A 13,740-nucleotide genomic window follows, 5' to 3' on the forward strand; every position below is an offset into this window, starting at 1 on the left:
TGCGATCTAGATGCGCATGCTGGCAGGGCCTGTGCGGTCCTGACGTGAATAACGGCGTGCGCCCGAGCGGCCATCCACGCACGCATACGTCCCGATGCGCCCTTCGCACGCATGCTGGCAGGTGCCGGTGCAGCCCCTCTCGTGAAGCCCGGCAGGCGCTCGTGCGGTCCTCCCGTGAATGACGTCGTGCGTTCGAGCGACCTTCCACGCACGCATACGTCCCGATGGGACCTTCACGCGCTTGCTGGCAGGCGAAGACCACATCGGTGCCGAAATGCGCATAAAAAAACAGGCTGTTTACCCGTCCCGCGGACCGGTAAACAGCCTGTTTTTCTTTCCGTGCCTATGTGAAGCGGCGGACACATTCCGAGTCCGCAAACAGGATAAACCTCCTTATCCCGCCTGCTTGTCAGCAGCTGATCAGGATGCCGCCCTCTCCCGCGTAGGTGCCGATAACCGGCCCCATCTCGGTGATGACGACCTGTCCGAACGGGAATAGCCGCAGCAGCTGATCTCTCACGTCCCGGGCCCGGTCCTCGCAGTTGCTGTGGGCAATGCCGAGGATGCACCTCTCCAGATCGTGCCGGGTTTCGCTCACTTTCTCGCTCACCCGTTCGATCAGACGCTTGATCGCATTCTGGGTCCCGCGCACTTTCTCGAAAGGCTCCAGGGTGCCCTCTTCGCTCGCTTTCATGATCTGCTTGATGTTCAGCACGGAAGCCACCGCACCGCGGACGCGGTCGAGGCGGCCTCCTTTTATGACATTTTCAAGCGTGTCCAGGAAAAAATACGTATGATGGCTTTTGACTTCTTCCTTCATCCGGGCCGTCAGCTCTTCGAACGGCATGCCTTCTTTCGCAAACTTGGCCGCTTTTACGGCAAGAAGGCCTTGTCCGAGAGAAGCCGTGCGGGAATCCAGCACTTCAATCCGGCCGGCGTAACCTTCCTCCATAAGCTGTTCTCTTGCCATGAGGGCATGATGATAGGTACTGCTTAGATTAGACGAAACAGAGACTACCAGAATGTCACTTTGTGAAGCCTTGCGGTACTCTTCCATAAAAGTATGCGGGGCGGGGCTAGCCGTCTGAGGAAGCTTGGGCTCCTGCCTCATCAGCTCATAGAATAATGTTCTGCTCATGTCTGAAGTCATTTCCTTGTCGCCGAAACGGACGATCAGGGGAACGACTGTGATGTCTAATTCACGGGCCAGCTCCTGAGGCAAATCGGAAGTTCCATCCGTAATAATCTTGATCGTCAAGAAGTACCCTCATTTCTAAGATTTAATAAATACGATGCCCACTGTCTGAGGACCGCAATGGCTCGAAACCACACATCCGGTCTCCGTAATTTCAATCCGTTTGACATCCGTTTCCTGCAGCAGGCGGGCCCGTACTAGCTCCGCTTCCTCCTGCGCCATGGAATGTGTCACGAACAGGACATCCGGGTCCATCCCGTGCTTGAAAGCCAGCGCGTTGTCCACCAGCTGTTCGAGCGCTTTCTCCCTCTTACCACGCACTTTGGAAGTTAGAATCATGGAACCGTCCTTGACCTGCACGACCGGGCGGATTTTCAGCAGACTCCCGAAAAAAGCCTGTACACTCGTACAGCGGCCGCCTTTATGCAAATAATCCAGCGTATCGATAATGAATTCCGTACTCACCTTAGGAATAAACGATCTTACCATGGCCTCGATCTCCGCCGCACTGTGTCCCTGCTTCGCCGCTTCCACGGCTTTGCAGATCAGAATGCCGATGCCGGTAGCCAGGTTGCGGGAATCGATGACGGTTACCCGGCCTTCCGGAAAGAGATCGGACGTTAATACGGCATTCTGATAAGTCGAAGAAACTTCCGAAGAAAGCCCGATATAGACGATATCGGAACCCTGCTCGATATGAGGCCGGAACGCTCTCTCGAAGTCGGCCGGCGACGGAGCCGCTGTCTTGGGCAACTTGCCCGACTGTTCGACTTTCCTGTACAAAACCTCTGGTGTGATATCCACCCCATCACGGTACGAGTCGTCGCCGAAGACGACATAAAGGGGAACTACGCCAATTTCGTTTTCCTTCAAATATTGCGGATTTAAATCATTCGTGCTGTCCGTAAAAATTTTAATCGGCGCCACGAGACTTCCTCCCTGCTCTCCAGTAACGATATCAAGTTCTCTCTTAAAGCACCTTGCCCAGGAATTCCTTCGTCCGGGCATGCTGCGGATTCGAGAATACTTCTTCCGGGCGGCCCTGCTCGACGATTACGCCTCCGTCCATAAAGACGACGCGGTCGCCCACTTCCCGGGCAAATCCCATTTCATGCGTAACGACGACCATGGTCATGCCGTCTTTAGCCAGCTTTTTCATGACGTCGAGCACCTCGCCGACCATCTCGGGATCAAGCGCGGAGGTGGGCTCGTCGAACAGCATGACGTCGGGGGACATCGCAAGCGCGCGCGCGATCGCGATCCGCTGCTTTTGTCCTCCGGACAGCTGGGCCGGATACGCGTCGGCTTTTTCCGCCAAACCTACTTTACGGAGCAGATCGGCCGCGGTTTCATTCGCCGCGCTCACCGACATTTTTTTCAGCTTGCGCGGAGCAAGCGTAATATTGTCTTTGACCGACAGATGCGGGAACAGGTTGAACTGCTGGAACACCATGCCCATCTTCTGACGGACCGAATTAATATCCGTTTTCTTGTTCGTGATGGAAATGCCCTCGAAGAGAATTTCGCCGTCGGTCGGCACCTCCAGCAGGTTGAGACAGCGCAGGAATGTGCTTTTGCCCGAGCCGGAAGGCCCGATGACAACGACGACCTCGCCTTTTTCGATCTCGATGTCGATTCCGTTCAGCACGTTTAACTTACCGAAATGTTTATGAAGATTCGTGATTTTAAGCATTCGATTTCGTCAGCCTCCTTTCGAGCATTCCGACGAGCTTGGACAGCGTCAGGGTGATAGCCAGATAAATAAAAGCGGCGATGATCAGCGGTTCGAACGGAAGCGACAGGCTTCCTTTGACCGTATCCGCGTTAAACATCAGTTCATTGAGGCCGATAACCGATACGATCGAGGTTTCTTTGATAACGACGACCAGCTCGTTGCCGAGCGCCGGAAGCACGGTGCGGAACGCCTGCGGAATCACGACGAGACGCATCGCCATCCATGGCTTCATCCCGAGGGAACGGGCCGCTTCCATCTGCCCTTTGTCCACGGACTGGATGCCCGCGCGCATAATTTCAGCCACATAGGCCGTGCTGTTGAGTCCGAGTGTAATGACGGCTGCGGTAAACTCCCCGCCGTACTCCTCCAGAAACGGGAACGGAGGGAAATGAAAGTCCGGGATAAACTGCGGCAGCGCATAATAGACGAGGAAAATCTGAATAATGATCGGCGTTCCCCGGAAAAACTCGATATACGCGGTAGCCAGCCACCGGAGCGGCCAAATACCCGACAAACGGAGCAGGCTCATCCCTGTTCCGAAAATAGCGCCCAAAATGACGGTAATCACGGACAGAAGAAGCGTGACCTTCGTTCCGTCCACAAAATAATGCCCGTATTCGTTTAAAAATGAAAAATTCATGGGCTGTTAACTCCTCCTTAAGTGCGGATGGACACCGCTAATTATACAATTTCTATACACCATGTGACCATCCCTGAAAAAAGAAAATAGCGGAGGGTTCTCCGCTATCTCGCATTCCTTGCAGTTACCGGTCCGATAACCCTTTGCTTACTCGGCTTCCACCTGACTGGAGGCTTCGGTTACGAACTGCTCGATCTTCTTCTCGGCGATCAGACGGTCGATCGTCTTGTTCACCAGGTCGATCTTGTCCTGGCTGCCTTTCTTGAAAGCAACCGCGGAACCGGCTTCTTCAACCGTCGGTGTCGCTTCGGCAATCACGATGCTCTTGTCGCGGCTTACGTGGGAAGTCGCAACCGGAAGCTCGATAATCGCGGCATCGGCATTTTTGTTTTTCAGCTCAAGCACGATGTCGGTAATTTTGCTTAGTGTTTTGATTTTGGCGTCTTTGATTTGTTCTTTGGCTACCGTTTCTTGAATGGAAGCTTTCTGAACGACGATCCGCTTGCCTGCCAGGCTGTCCATCGTCTTGTACTTGTCCTTGTCTTCCGCGCGTACCACGATCATCTGTTTGGCGGTGTAATACGTTTTGGAGAAATCGACGTTCTTCTTGCGCTCTTCGGTAGGCGTCATTCCGGAAAGGATCATATCCACGTTGCCGGATTGAAGCGCCGGAAGCAGACCGTCGAACTTCATGTCCTTGATTTCCAGCTCGGCGCCCATGTCCTTCGCGATTTCTTTCGCGATCATGATATCGAAGCCGATGATTTCGTCTTTGCCGTTCGTCGATTTGTGGAATTCATACGGCGGGTAATCCGCGCTCGTACCCAGGATAAGCTTCTTGGCCGGTGCCGTCGTTTGGGCGCCTCCGGCTGCGTCTTTCGGTGCTTCGGTTTTTTTGCCGCATGCAGCTATGAGGCTCATAGTCAGTACAAGGGCGATAAGTGTCAGTCCCCATTTTTTCATGTCATGTGCTCCTTTTATGCAAAGTGGTTTATTAACGCAAGGTCAATTCGAAAAAGAACATGACTTAGTATACCGAAATCGCTTCTTTTATGCAAGATGCTTTATGAAAATGCTCCATCTGCCGTATATAGGGCATTAAACCTGTATATTTATGCAGGTTCTGAGCCTTCGGATTTACACGGAAGGAGCCATTGGTTAAAAGTTCCATATAAATAGGAACAAACACGGGTAAATAACATTGAAGGGCTTTGTCGAGGAAAGGCGTCTAAGTAAACATGAGCCAGTAAATTGGGCACACAGTCCCGGATAGCTTGGAGGAAATACTTATGGAATATTCACCGCGCGAAGAAGTCGCGAACGCCGTTTCACATGGAATCGGCACCCTGCTGAGCATAGCCGCTCTCGTTCTTCTCGTCATGCAGGCCACCACCTACGGAAACACCTGGCATATCGTCAGCTTCAGCATTTTCGGCATTTCGCTGATTCTGCTTTACCTCTGCTCCACACTCGTTCACAGCGCTCCCGGAGGGAAGCTGAAGGACATTTTCGAGATTATGGACCATTCCGCCATCTATGTACTGATCGCCGGCTCCTATACCCCCTTTATGCTCGTTACGCTGCGGGGTGTGCTGGGATGGACCCTGCTCGGCATCGTCTGGGGGCTGGCTCTTCTCGGCATCGTGCTGAAAATTTTCTTCGTCAAAAGATTTATCGTCCTCTCGACGGTATGCTACATCGGCATGGGCTGGCTGATCGTACTGGCCATCAAGCCGCTGGCCGAGCATTTGTCGGCAAACGGCCTCATCTGGCTGGTGGCGGGCGGTCTGCTTTACACGGTCGGAACGGTGTTCTACCTGTGGCGGCGCATTCCTTACCACCATGCGATCTGGCATTCGTTCGTACTCGGTGGCAGCGTCTGCCACTTCTTCGCCGTAATGCAGGTCCTGCCCGTCCCCGCGTAAACCCCAGCGAATCCCGGAGGGGACGCCGCGCCGCTGCGCGACAGCCGGCCGGGCGAAAAAAAACAGTGAGGCAGCCGCTTCACTGTTTTTTTAATGCCCGCCTCCGGTCAGGGAAGCGAGCGGGACGCTCTGCGCGATGCACTCCGCGATCCGCTTGTAACCTTCCGCGTTCGGGTGAAAAAGATCGTCGGATAGGAGGCGGCTCTCCGCTCCCTTAAAAGCCGGATACACATCCACGTAGCGCACCGTGCGGGACTGGAGCCGGACCATCTGCCCGTTGAAGCGCTTGATCCAGAATTCCGCCTCCGGCAGCATGGAAATCGGATTGTACAATCCGACGAGGATCACAAGCGGCAGCTTCCCGTCCGGACCCGGATGCTGGGTATAACGCACGATCTGGCGCAGGTTGCCTCCGAACGTACGCAGGCTGCGCTTCAGCACGCCCGTGTCGCGGCTTTTCAGATAAGGCATGGCCGAACGGATGAGATCGTTCCCCCCGGCCGTAATCGTGACGATGTCCGCGGTCACCAGCCCCCTCCGCAAATCGCCTTCATTGCGCAAGTATTGCAGCAGCTCGCCCGATGTGGCGCCGTTCGTACCGGCATTGCGCAGGCTTACGCTGCGCCCGAGCGCAGCTTCTGCCATGCCCCGGTATCTTGCGGTGAAACCTTCCCGCGCCGGATCGCCCGTACCGACGGTCAGCGAATCTCCGAACGCGATGTAGCGTAATGCTCTTCCCATGGCGGCCCCTCCTGTCGCATGCGTCTGTAAGACAGTATATTCCGGAGCCGGCCTCCCGGTCTCATCTTTTCTAGCTTAAAAGTAGAGAATCCATCTCCGCAGAGCAGTGCTCTTCGAGAAAACGGGCAATCTTCTCCTTCTCGCCCGGGGTAAACTGGTATTCGCAGTCGCAGCCTTCATCCAGCAGGATGATCTGAACGACCGTTCCCCTAAGATTGCAGATCACGTACACGCTGGGCTCGTGAAGCTCCTCCGGCAGGGTCTCGCCCTCTTCAGGGCTAAGAGACAAATGAATGTCCAGCCACTGTCCTCTGCGCTCGACTTCTTGGCAGGCCAATGTAAAGCGGTGATCCCGCCAATCGTCCGATCCGTATTTATTCATAAATATCCTCCTTCTGGGCTATGTAAACATCCGCTTTATGGAATCTTTGTACGTTTGTGCGTAAAATGCGGGCTTTGCGCTTTCCGTGCTTTATTGTAACGCAAAGACGCCGGAAGTGGTAGCGGGTCCGAGTTTGTATTACAATGGACTTACATCCGAAAGATAACGACGGGGCGCCGCCCCTATCACTTTACATAAGGAGAACGCCCATGAAGGAACGTATTTTTAACACCATCGATTTCCACACGCCGGAATTTCAAGGAATTTCAACTTATATCGGGCAAAACCCGGAGCTCGGCCATGAAGAATTTCTCGCCTGCGCCCGGCTGATCGAAGAACTGGAACGGCACGATTTCACGGTGGAACGGGCCGTGCTCGACATTCCGACCGCATTCCTGGGCGTGTACGACTCGGGCAAGCCGGGACCGACCGTCGCCTTTCTGGCGGAATACGACGCGCTTCCCGAGCTGGGCCATGCCTGCGGACACCATCTCATCTGCATGATGAGCATCGGCGCGGCCGTGGGGCTTAAATCCGTCATCGACGAGATCGGCGGCGTCATCCGCGTCTACGGCACGCCTGCCGAAGAAACCAAAGGGGCGAAAGTTCCCATGGCGGCCGCGGGGCTGTTCGATGACGTGGACTTCGCGCTGATGGCACATCCTTATTATACCTATGAGCGCTCGGGCGAATCGCTGGCTCTGGATGCCATTCAGTTCGAGTATTTCGGGAAGGCGGCCCACGCCGCCGCTTCCCCTTACGAAGGCGTGAATGCTCTTGACGCCGTGCTGATGCTGTTCAATTCCATCAATGCGCTGCGCCAGCAGCTCCGCAGCGATGTGCGCATACACGGGATTATCACGGAAGGCGGCCAGGCCGCGAACATTATTCCCGATTATGCCGTCGCCCAGTTCTACGTCCGCTCCTCTTCCCGCGCGTATACGAACGAAGTCGTGACGAAGGTGCTTAAATGCGCGGAAGGGGCTGCGCTGCAGACAGGCTGCACCCTTACCACCTCCAACTACGAGTACTCATACGACGAGCTGAACACGAACGAGACGCTCTCGGCGGTGTTTAACCGCAACCTGGCTTCGGCGGGCATTACCGAGGACATGATCCAGACCGGGAAGGATCACGGCTCCCTTGATCTGGGGAACGTTTCTCTTCACTGCCCGACGATTCATCCGTACATGAAGGTCATTGAAGAGAAGCATCTGCTCCACACGCCGGAATTCCGCGATCTGGCGATGCGGCAGCGCGCGCTGGACGGCATGATTCTGGCCGCCAAGATGCTGGCGGCCACCGCCTACGACGTCATCACGGACCCGGCGCTGCTCGCCGAGATCAAGGCCGAATTCGAACGCGGCCGTTCCGCGCGTTAAGTTCTGCCCACACGAAGCCGCCATGCATAAAGAACCCGCTGTAAACCGGTCCGGGACCGGTACGACGGGTTCTTTTTTGTTGTCCGGCCGGGGCCGGTATTACGGGAGCCGCGTACGGCTTCCGCGGTGTTATGTTCTTTTCAGCTCGAAACGCTGAGCGAACAGCGAGATGCAGTAGTTGACGACGAAGTACATCAACGCGGCGAGCAGGAAAATCGGAACGATGAACTTCTGAGACGATCCGTTGATAATCTGCGCGTTATGCATCAGTTCCGGCGCCGCGATAATAACGGTAAGCGACGTATCTTTCAGCAGCGAAATGAACTGGCTGACGATCGGCGGAACCATGCGGCGCACCGCCTGCGGGAACACAATGTGCCACAGCGTCTGCACATAGGTTAACCCCGAGGAACGAGCCGCTTCGATTTGTCCCTTGTCGATGGAATTGAGCCCGCCGCGGATGATTTCCGCGATCATGGCCGATTCGAAAATCGTCAAGGAAATGATCGCCGACGTCAGAATGCTCATTTCAATTCCCGTCACTTCCGGCACGGCGAAATAAACAAAGAAAATAATGAGCAGCAGCGGCAGGTTCCGGATCATTTCCACCAGAACGACCATAAGCTGGTTGAGTACAGGGATCTTCGCATAACGGATGACCCCGATCAGACTGCCGATGACAAAACTTAAAATAATGGCGATCACGGCCATTTCCAGCGTAACAAGAAAGCCTTTAAGCAAAAACATCAAATTATCCGCGCTGTAAGCACCTGAAAAATCCATTCCGACACCCCACTTTGACATTCACCGGATCTTGTCCCCTCCGGATACGATTAGGCGCGCGCCATTCTTCTTTCGAGATACTGCACCAAGAGACTGAGCGGTATCGTCAGCACCAGATAGAACAGCGCGACCCCGATATACACATTAAATGTATCGAGCGTATCGGAATTGATCAGATCCCCGAAATACATCAGATCCATACCGGCGATAACTCCGAGAATGGAGGAGTTTTTGATCAAATTCAGAAACTGGTTGCCCAGAGGCGGGACCACGATCTTGATCGCCTGGGGAAGAACGACGTGAATCATCGTCTGTCCGTAAGAAAGCCCCGAGGAACGAGCCGCCTCCGACTGGCCCGCGGGAACGGCCAGAATACCGGCCCGGATCGCCTCCGCAATAAAAGCGGACGTGTAAATCGTCAGGCCGATCGTTCCGGCGGTAAACCCGTCCAGGGACAGGCCGAATTCGGACGACCCATAATAGAAGAAGAAAATAATGAGCAGCAGCGGAATGTTCCGCACAAATTCCACATAGACCGCACTGATCGCCCGCAGCGCCTTAAAAGGCGAAATCCGAAAGACCGCCACCAGCGTTCCCAGCAGAAAGCTGAGTACGAGCGAAAGAAGACTGACCATCACGGTATTGCCGAATCCTTCGATATATCTGTCCCAATTCTCTGTAATTACGCTTAAATCCACCGGCAGCACCCCGATCTGTTCCTTCTGATAACTTATCCCGGAAGAAAACGGGACAAGCGGCCGGCTAGCCGCCTATCCCGCTCCGTTTTACTCGGCCGGTTTCTCGCCGATCCATTTCTCGTAAATTTTCGCGTATTCACCGCTGTCCTTCAGTTCTTTCAGAACGTCGTTGACCGCTTTCGTAAACTCGGTGTCGCCTTTGCGGACCGCAATGCCGTACGGCTCATCCGTGAACGTGCCGCCTACGACTTCGTAGCCCGGGTCCTGTTTCGTCATGCCGTAAAGAATGGCGTTATCCGTCGTCAAAGCTTCCCCTTTGCCCGATTTCAGCGCCGTGAACGCCTCCTGGTAGTTCTCGAACTCCAGCACCTGTGCGTCCGGTGCCTTGGCACGGATGTTTTTCGCGGAGGTAGAACCTTTTACGGCCAGGACTTTAACGCCCTTCTTCTTCACAACGTCATCGATCGACTTGATGTCGCTGCCTTTTTTGACGAGCAGGGATTGGCCCGCTTTGAAATAAACGTCCGTGAAGTCCACTTCCTTCTTGCGCTCTTCGGAGATGGTCATCGTCGCGATAATGGCGTCGATATCTCCTTTTTGGAGCATCGGAATGCGCGTTTTGGACGTCACTTCTTTCAGCTCGACTTTCGTCTCGTCACCGAGCAGCTTCTTGGCGATGGCTTTGGCAATGTCGATATCGAAGCCGTTGACCTGACCTGTTCCCGGATCTTTCAACCCGAACAGGTTTGTATCGAATTTGACGCCGACCACGAATTTGCCGCGCTGCTTGATCGCATCGAGCGTTTTCGTTTCGGCTGCCGGTGCGGTCGAACCGCCCGGAGTCGATCCGCCCGTCGAACCCCCCGAATCTTTGGCTTTGCCGCAGGCGCCGAGCACCAGAATAAAGGTAAGCAGAATCATACCGATTTTAAAAGGCTTCCAAACTTTCATAAACAGACCCCTTCCTTTTATCACTTCTGTAGTGGGTTAAACCTGATCACCTTCGTCCAATTAATGCGCAAGCAGACGGCTCAAGAACAACTTGGCCCGTTCTTCCCGCGGATTTTCGAAAAATTGTTTAGGAAGCGCTTCCTCGACGATTTGACCCTGGTCCATAAATACGACCCGGTCCGCCACTTCACGGGCGAAGCCCATTTCGTGGGTCACGACGACCATCGTCATCCCTTCCTTCGCCAACGTCTTCATTACGTCGAGAACTTCTCCGATCATCTCGGGATCAAGGGCGGATGTCGGTTCATCGAACAGCATAATGTTCGGTTCCATGGCAAGCCCGCGGGCTATGGCGACGCGCTGCTGCTGTCCCCCTGAAAGCTGGGATGGAAAAGATTGCGCTTTATCAGGAATTCCTACCTTCTCCAAATAAAGCATTGCGCGCTTCTCCGCGTCCGCTTTCGACAGTCCGAGAACTTTGACAGGAGCCAGCGTAATGTTATCGATGACTTTTTTGTGAGGATACAAATTAAAATGCTGGAAAACCATGCCGATTTCCCGCCGGAGCTTGTTGATGTCGGTTTTCTTGTCGTTTACACGCACACCTTCCACCGTCAGCTCCCCCTGCTGGATCGTTTCCAGCCGGTTAATGCAGCGCAGCATCGTGCTTTTTCCCGATCCCGAAGGACCGATTACGACGACCACTTCGCCTTTTTTCACTTCGAGGTTGATGTCCTGCAGCACGTGAAATGATCCATAATACTTGTTGACATTCGTAAAATTAATCATGGCATCCCCCTCTTTGTCAGCATGGCGTCCATCCGATCAGGCAGGAACCTGCAGGAACGCCTAACAATACCCGCTATATGTATATGGGTAGTTTGCTATTCATTATCCAATTTTCCCGTTTTTGAAACAGAAGGGTCAGCCTTAGGAAGAAACTTTATAAGAAATCTTTATGACTCAATCCCCGTCAAAATGACCTAAATTCGCTTATTTTACGAAAAAAAGCCCCATAAAGGGGATTTCTTTTACGCGTCTGTTCATTTTGCGGCGTATTATTTATTTCTTGTTAAGAAGAGTTCCCACTTCTTCAACTGTCGGCTAGAGGAGGCCTGGAAGCGCCTGTATGTTCTTCAGGCAGGGGAGCCGGCACGGCGGGAGTCGCCACCATTTCGTCCTTTCCTTTCCTGCCCTGACTGCGGATAAACAACCAGATGCCGAACAACAGCAGGCAGCCCGCGCCGATCTGGATGCCGGTGATCGCCTCGCCGAGCAGGAAGAACGCGAGTACCGTCGAACCCAGCGGCTCACCGAGTACGCTCATGGACACGGTCGCGGCCTTCACGTATTTCAACAGCCAGTTGAAGAGATAGTGGCCGAACATCGTCGGCACGATCGCGAGCAGCAGGAACATGAGCCAGTCCCTCTGAGAATAACCCGTCAGGGGCGTCCCCTGCGCAAGGTTGTAGACACCGAGAGCGGCGGCGGCGGCCAGGAAGACGAAAAAGCTATACACGAATGCGGACATGGACTGCCGCATTGTTTTGCCGAGCAGCATATGGACGGCCACGGCCGCTGCGCTGACGATGGACAGCAGATCGCCTTTGAGAGCCTCGCCGGAGAACCGGAAGTCTCCCCAGCCGATCATGGCGGCTCCGATCATCGCGATCAGCATGCCGATCACTGTGCCCCAGCTGTTCTTCTGGCGGAACAGCCAGTATGCCCCGATCATCACGAAGATCGGTTCAAGCGTAAGCAGCGCCGTCGAGGAGGCGACCGTCGTATAGCTCAAAGACGCCATCCAGAGAAGAAAATGCAGCGCCAGGAATAAGCCCGAGCCGATCAGACCGAATACCGACTTCCAGCGGATCGCCTTGATTTCGGCCGTGTATTTGAACAAGAACGGCAGCATGATCAGGTTGGTCAGCAGCAGCCGGTACATGGCCGTTACGGCCACGGGCGCCTCGCTCCAGCGGACGAAAATGGCAGAGAAAGAGATTCCGATAATGCCGACGATAAACGCGAGGGGCACCGGAAACAGGGGTTTGTCATTCGAATGTGTAGTCATGATTTCCGTGTTCCTTTACCAAGGGTCAATTTATGTACTCGGAACAGTATACCTGATTTGTTTGCGAAGGGCCATCCTCCGGAACAAAAAAATAACCTGAGCCCGTATGGGCAAAGGTTATGAAAAAAAGATCCGACGGACGGCTACTTTCCACGATACCCGTCCGTAAGCTCAGTATATCGTACATCATTTCGTATATATAGGTGTATATATTGCCAATCTGACCGAACAGGCAGATGTATCCGCAAATCCGGCTGTGTCTTTTAGTCCAGCACGGCGGAAATGTGCTTGGACGTTACCGACCAGTGGGAAGTGTTCCATTCCGCGAACTTGTCCTTCACGTAAATAATTTGCGGGGAAGCGTGCTTCACGCCGACATCCTCGGCTATTTTATTGGAGACCGGGCGGGATTCGATGACCTTGACGAGGTAATAGTTTACTTTCTCGTTCGGGTTTTTGCCCAAATATTCGTCGTATTCTTCCAGTGCGCTGGCGCTGACCGGGCAGGTTGTGCTGTGCTTCAGCATGACGAAAGGCTTCTCCGCGGATCCGTCGAAAATCTCGTTCCATTGTTCCAATGTGGTGACTTCAGTCCAGTTTGCCATATAGATTTCGCTCCCTTCCATACTTCCTGTTTATAAGGATTATAATTAGTATAATGAATTATTCAATTGTACACAACCGGATCAAACTCCCGCAAAAGGCCGGTGCCCACCCGTTTAAGCAAAAAAACCCGAAGAGATCGCCTCTTCAGGTTCTTTTTCAAAAGAATCCGGTTCTCAGATGACCCGGAAGGTTCCGGTTCCGAAGGTGCCGAGGCGTCCCTCCGCATCCGTGACACGGCCGACGGCCGTCAGCATTTTCCGCGACTGGTGGACAATCTCCGCCGTCACGAACAATTCGCCGGGCTGCATGGGCGCCACGAACTGCACGTTCAAATTCGTCGTCACTATCTTGTCGTCGGGTCTCGCGAGCATAAGCACGACGCCCATAGCGTTATCCAGCATGGAAGAGGTGACTCCCCCGTGAACGATCCCGATCAGATTGAGATGATGCTGCTGGGCGACGAGCCGGACCACGACTTTGTCCGCGGTTGCCTCCACAATCTCACAGCCGAGATACTCCCAGAACGTATTTCTCGCACGTTCCATCAGATCCTGAAACTGCGGGCTGACTGCATTTTCCGGTTCCATCGGGTTCCCTCCCTTCTCTAATTAGCTGCATTATACCGGGTTGT

The 13,740-nt window shown here is 54.1% G+C and carries 16 protein-coding genes; 2 read left to right on the top strand and 14 right to left on the bottom strand.

From position 1 onward, the window contains the following. Nucleotides 1-409 precede the first annotated feature (409 nt). From ABC395_RS15985 to ABC395_RS16005, 5 genes are all read right to left on the bottom strand, one after another. Complete coding sequence (locus tag ABC395_RS15985) at nucleotides 410-1,258, bottom strand: DegV family protein (RefSeq protein WP_413004611.1); 849 nt, start codon at nucleotides 1,256-1,258, stop codon at nucleotides 410-412. Nucleotides 1,259-1,273: 15 nt separating this feature from the next. After that, nucleotides 1,274-2,122: a DegV family protein gene (locus ABC395_RS15990; protein ID WP_413004613.1), complete on the bottom strand. Its 849-nt coding sequence runs from the start codon at nucleotides 2,120-2,122 to the stop codon at nucleotides 1,274-1,276. Between the two features lie 43 nt (nucleotides 2,123-2,165). Further along, nucleotides 2,166-2,888, bottom strand: coding sequence for an amino acid ABC transporter ATP-binding protein (locus tag ABC395_RS15995; protein ID WP_413004615.1), 723 nt, complete (start codon nucleotides 2,886-2,888; stop codon nucleotides 2,166-2,168). After that, a complete protein-coding gene (locus tag ABC395_RS16000) occupies nucleotides 2,881-3,570 on the bottom strand; it encodes an amino acid ABC transporter permease (RefSeq protein WP_103993918.1) in 690 nt (229 codons plus the stop codon). Before ABC395_RS16000 ends, ABC395_RS15995 begins: the two co-directional genes overlap by 8 nt. 147 nt (nucleotides 3,571-3,717) lie before the next feature. Next, a complete protein-coding gene (locus ABC395_RS16005) occupies nucleotides 3,718-4,533 on the bottom strand; it encodes a transporter substrate-binding domain-containing protein (RefSeq protein ID WP_413004617.1) in 816 nt (271 codons plus the stop codon). Nucleotides 4,534-4,859: 326 nt separating this feature from the next. Between ABC395_RS16005 and trhA the strand changes: the two genes are divergently transcribed. Continuing rightward, nucleotides 4,860-5,495 (top strand): PAQR family membrane homeostasis protein TrhA, encoded by a 636-nt coding sequence (gene trhA, locus ABC395_RS16010; protein WP_413004619.1) that lies wholly within the window; start codon nucleotides 4,860-4,862, stop codon nucleotides 5,493-5,495. A 90-nt stretch (nucleotides 5,496-5,585) separates the two neighbouring features. Here the strand turns inward: trhA and ABC395_RS16015 are convergent, their stop codons facing one another. Together ABC395_RS16015 and ABC395_RS16020 are read right to left on the bottom strand one after the other, a co-directional pair. Next, on the bottom strand, nucleotides 5,586-6,236 hold the full coding sequence (locus ABC395_RS16015; protein WP_413004620.1) for an SGNH/GDSL hydrolase family protein: 651 nt from the start codon (nucleotides 6,234-6,236) through the stop codon (nucleotides 5,586-5,588). A 70-nt stretch (nucleotides 6,237-6,306) separates the two neighbouring features. Next, nucleotides 6,307-6,618, bottom strand: coding sequence for a hypothetical protein (locus ABC395_RS16020; RefSeq protein WP_413004622.1), 312 nt, complete (start codon nucleotides 6,616-6,618; stop codon nucleotides 6,307-6,309). 209 nt (nucleotides 6,619-6,827) lie between these two features. Here ABC395_RS16020 and ABC395_RS16025 point away from each other — a divergent pair, with 209 nt between their 5' ends. Continuing rightward, nucleotides 6,828-8,000, top strand: coding sequence for a M20 family metallopeptidase (locus ABC395_RS16025; protein ID WP_413004624.1), 1,173 nt, complete (start codon nucleotides 6,828-6,830; stop codon nucleotides 7,998-8,000). 129 nt (nucleotides 8,001-8,129) lie between these two features. Here the strand turns inward: ABC395_RS16025 and ABC395_RS16030 are convergent, their stop codons facing one another. The 7 genes from ABC395_RS16030 to ABC395_RS16060 all read right to left on the bottom strand — a co-directional run bounded on the left by ABC395_RS16030 (nucleotide 8,130) and on the right by ABC395_RS16060 (nucleotide 13,696). Continuing rightward, nucleotides 8,130-8,783: an amino acid ABC transporter permease gene (locus ABC395_RS16030; protein WP_413004626.1), complete on the bottom strand. Its 654-nt coding sequence runs from the start codon at nucleotides 8,781-8,783 to the stop codon at nucleotides 8,130-8,132. Between the two features lie 50 nt (nucleotides 8,784-8,833). Continuing rightward, nucleotides 8,834-9,490, bottom strand: coding sequence for an amino acid ABC transporter permease (locus ABC395_RS16035; RefSeq protein ID WP_413004628.1), 657 nt, complete (start codon nucleotides 9,488-9,490; stop codon nucleotides 8,834-8,836). A 78-nt stretch (nucleotides 9,491-9,568) separates the two neighbouring features. Beyond that, complete coding sequence (locus ABC395_RS16040) at nucleotides 9,569-10,432, bottom strand: transporter substrate-binding domain-containing protein (RefSeq protein WP_413004630.1); 864 nt, start codon at nucleotides 10,430-10,432, stop codon at nucleotides 9,569-9,571. A 60-nt stretch (nucleotides 10,433-10,492) separates the two neighbouring features. Beyond that, nucleotides 10,493-11,221, bottom strand: a complete 729-nt coding sequence (locus tag ABC395_RS16045) for an amino acid ABC transporter ATP-binding protein (RefSeq protein WP_413004631.1) — start codon at nucleotides 11,219-11,221, stop codon at nucleotides 10,493-10,495. A 304-nt stretch (nucleotides 11,222-11,525) separates the two neighbouring features. Continuing rightward, a complete protein-coding gene (locus tag ABC395_RS16050; protein WP_413004633.1) occupies nucleotides 11,526-12,503 on the bottom strand; it encodes a DMT family transporter in 978 nt (325 codons plus the stop codon). Between the two features lie 263 nt (nucleotides 12,504-12,766). Continuing rightward, nucleotides 12,767-13,108, bottom strand: coding sequence for a bacillithiol system redox-active protein YtxJ (gene ytxJ, locus ABC395_RS16055; protein ID WP_103994258.1), 342 nt, complete (start codon nucleotides 13,106-13,108; stop codon nucleotides 12,767-12,769). Nucleotides 13,109-13,282: 174 nt separating this feature from the next. Then, on the bottom strand, nucleotides 13,283-13,696 hold the full coding sequence (locus tag ABC395_RS16060; protein ID WP_413004635.1) for a PaaI family thioesterase: 414 nt from the start codon (nucleotides 13,694-13,696) through the stop codon (nucleotides 13,283-13,285). Between the last annotated feature and the right edge of the window lie 44 nt (nucleotides 13,697-13,740).

The organism is Paenibacillus canaveralius, assembly GCF_047238265.1.
Classification (GTDB): Bacteria; Bacillota; Bacilli; order Paenibacillales; family NBRC-103111; genus Paenibacillus_F.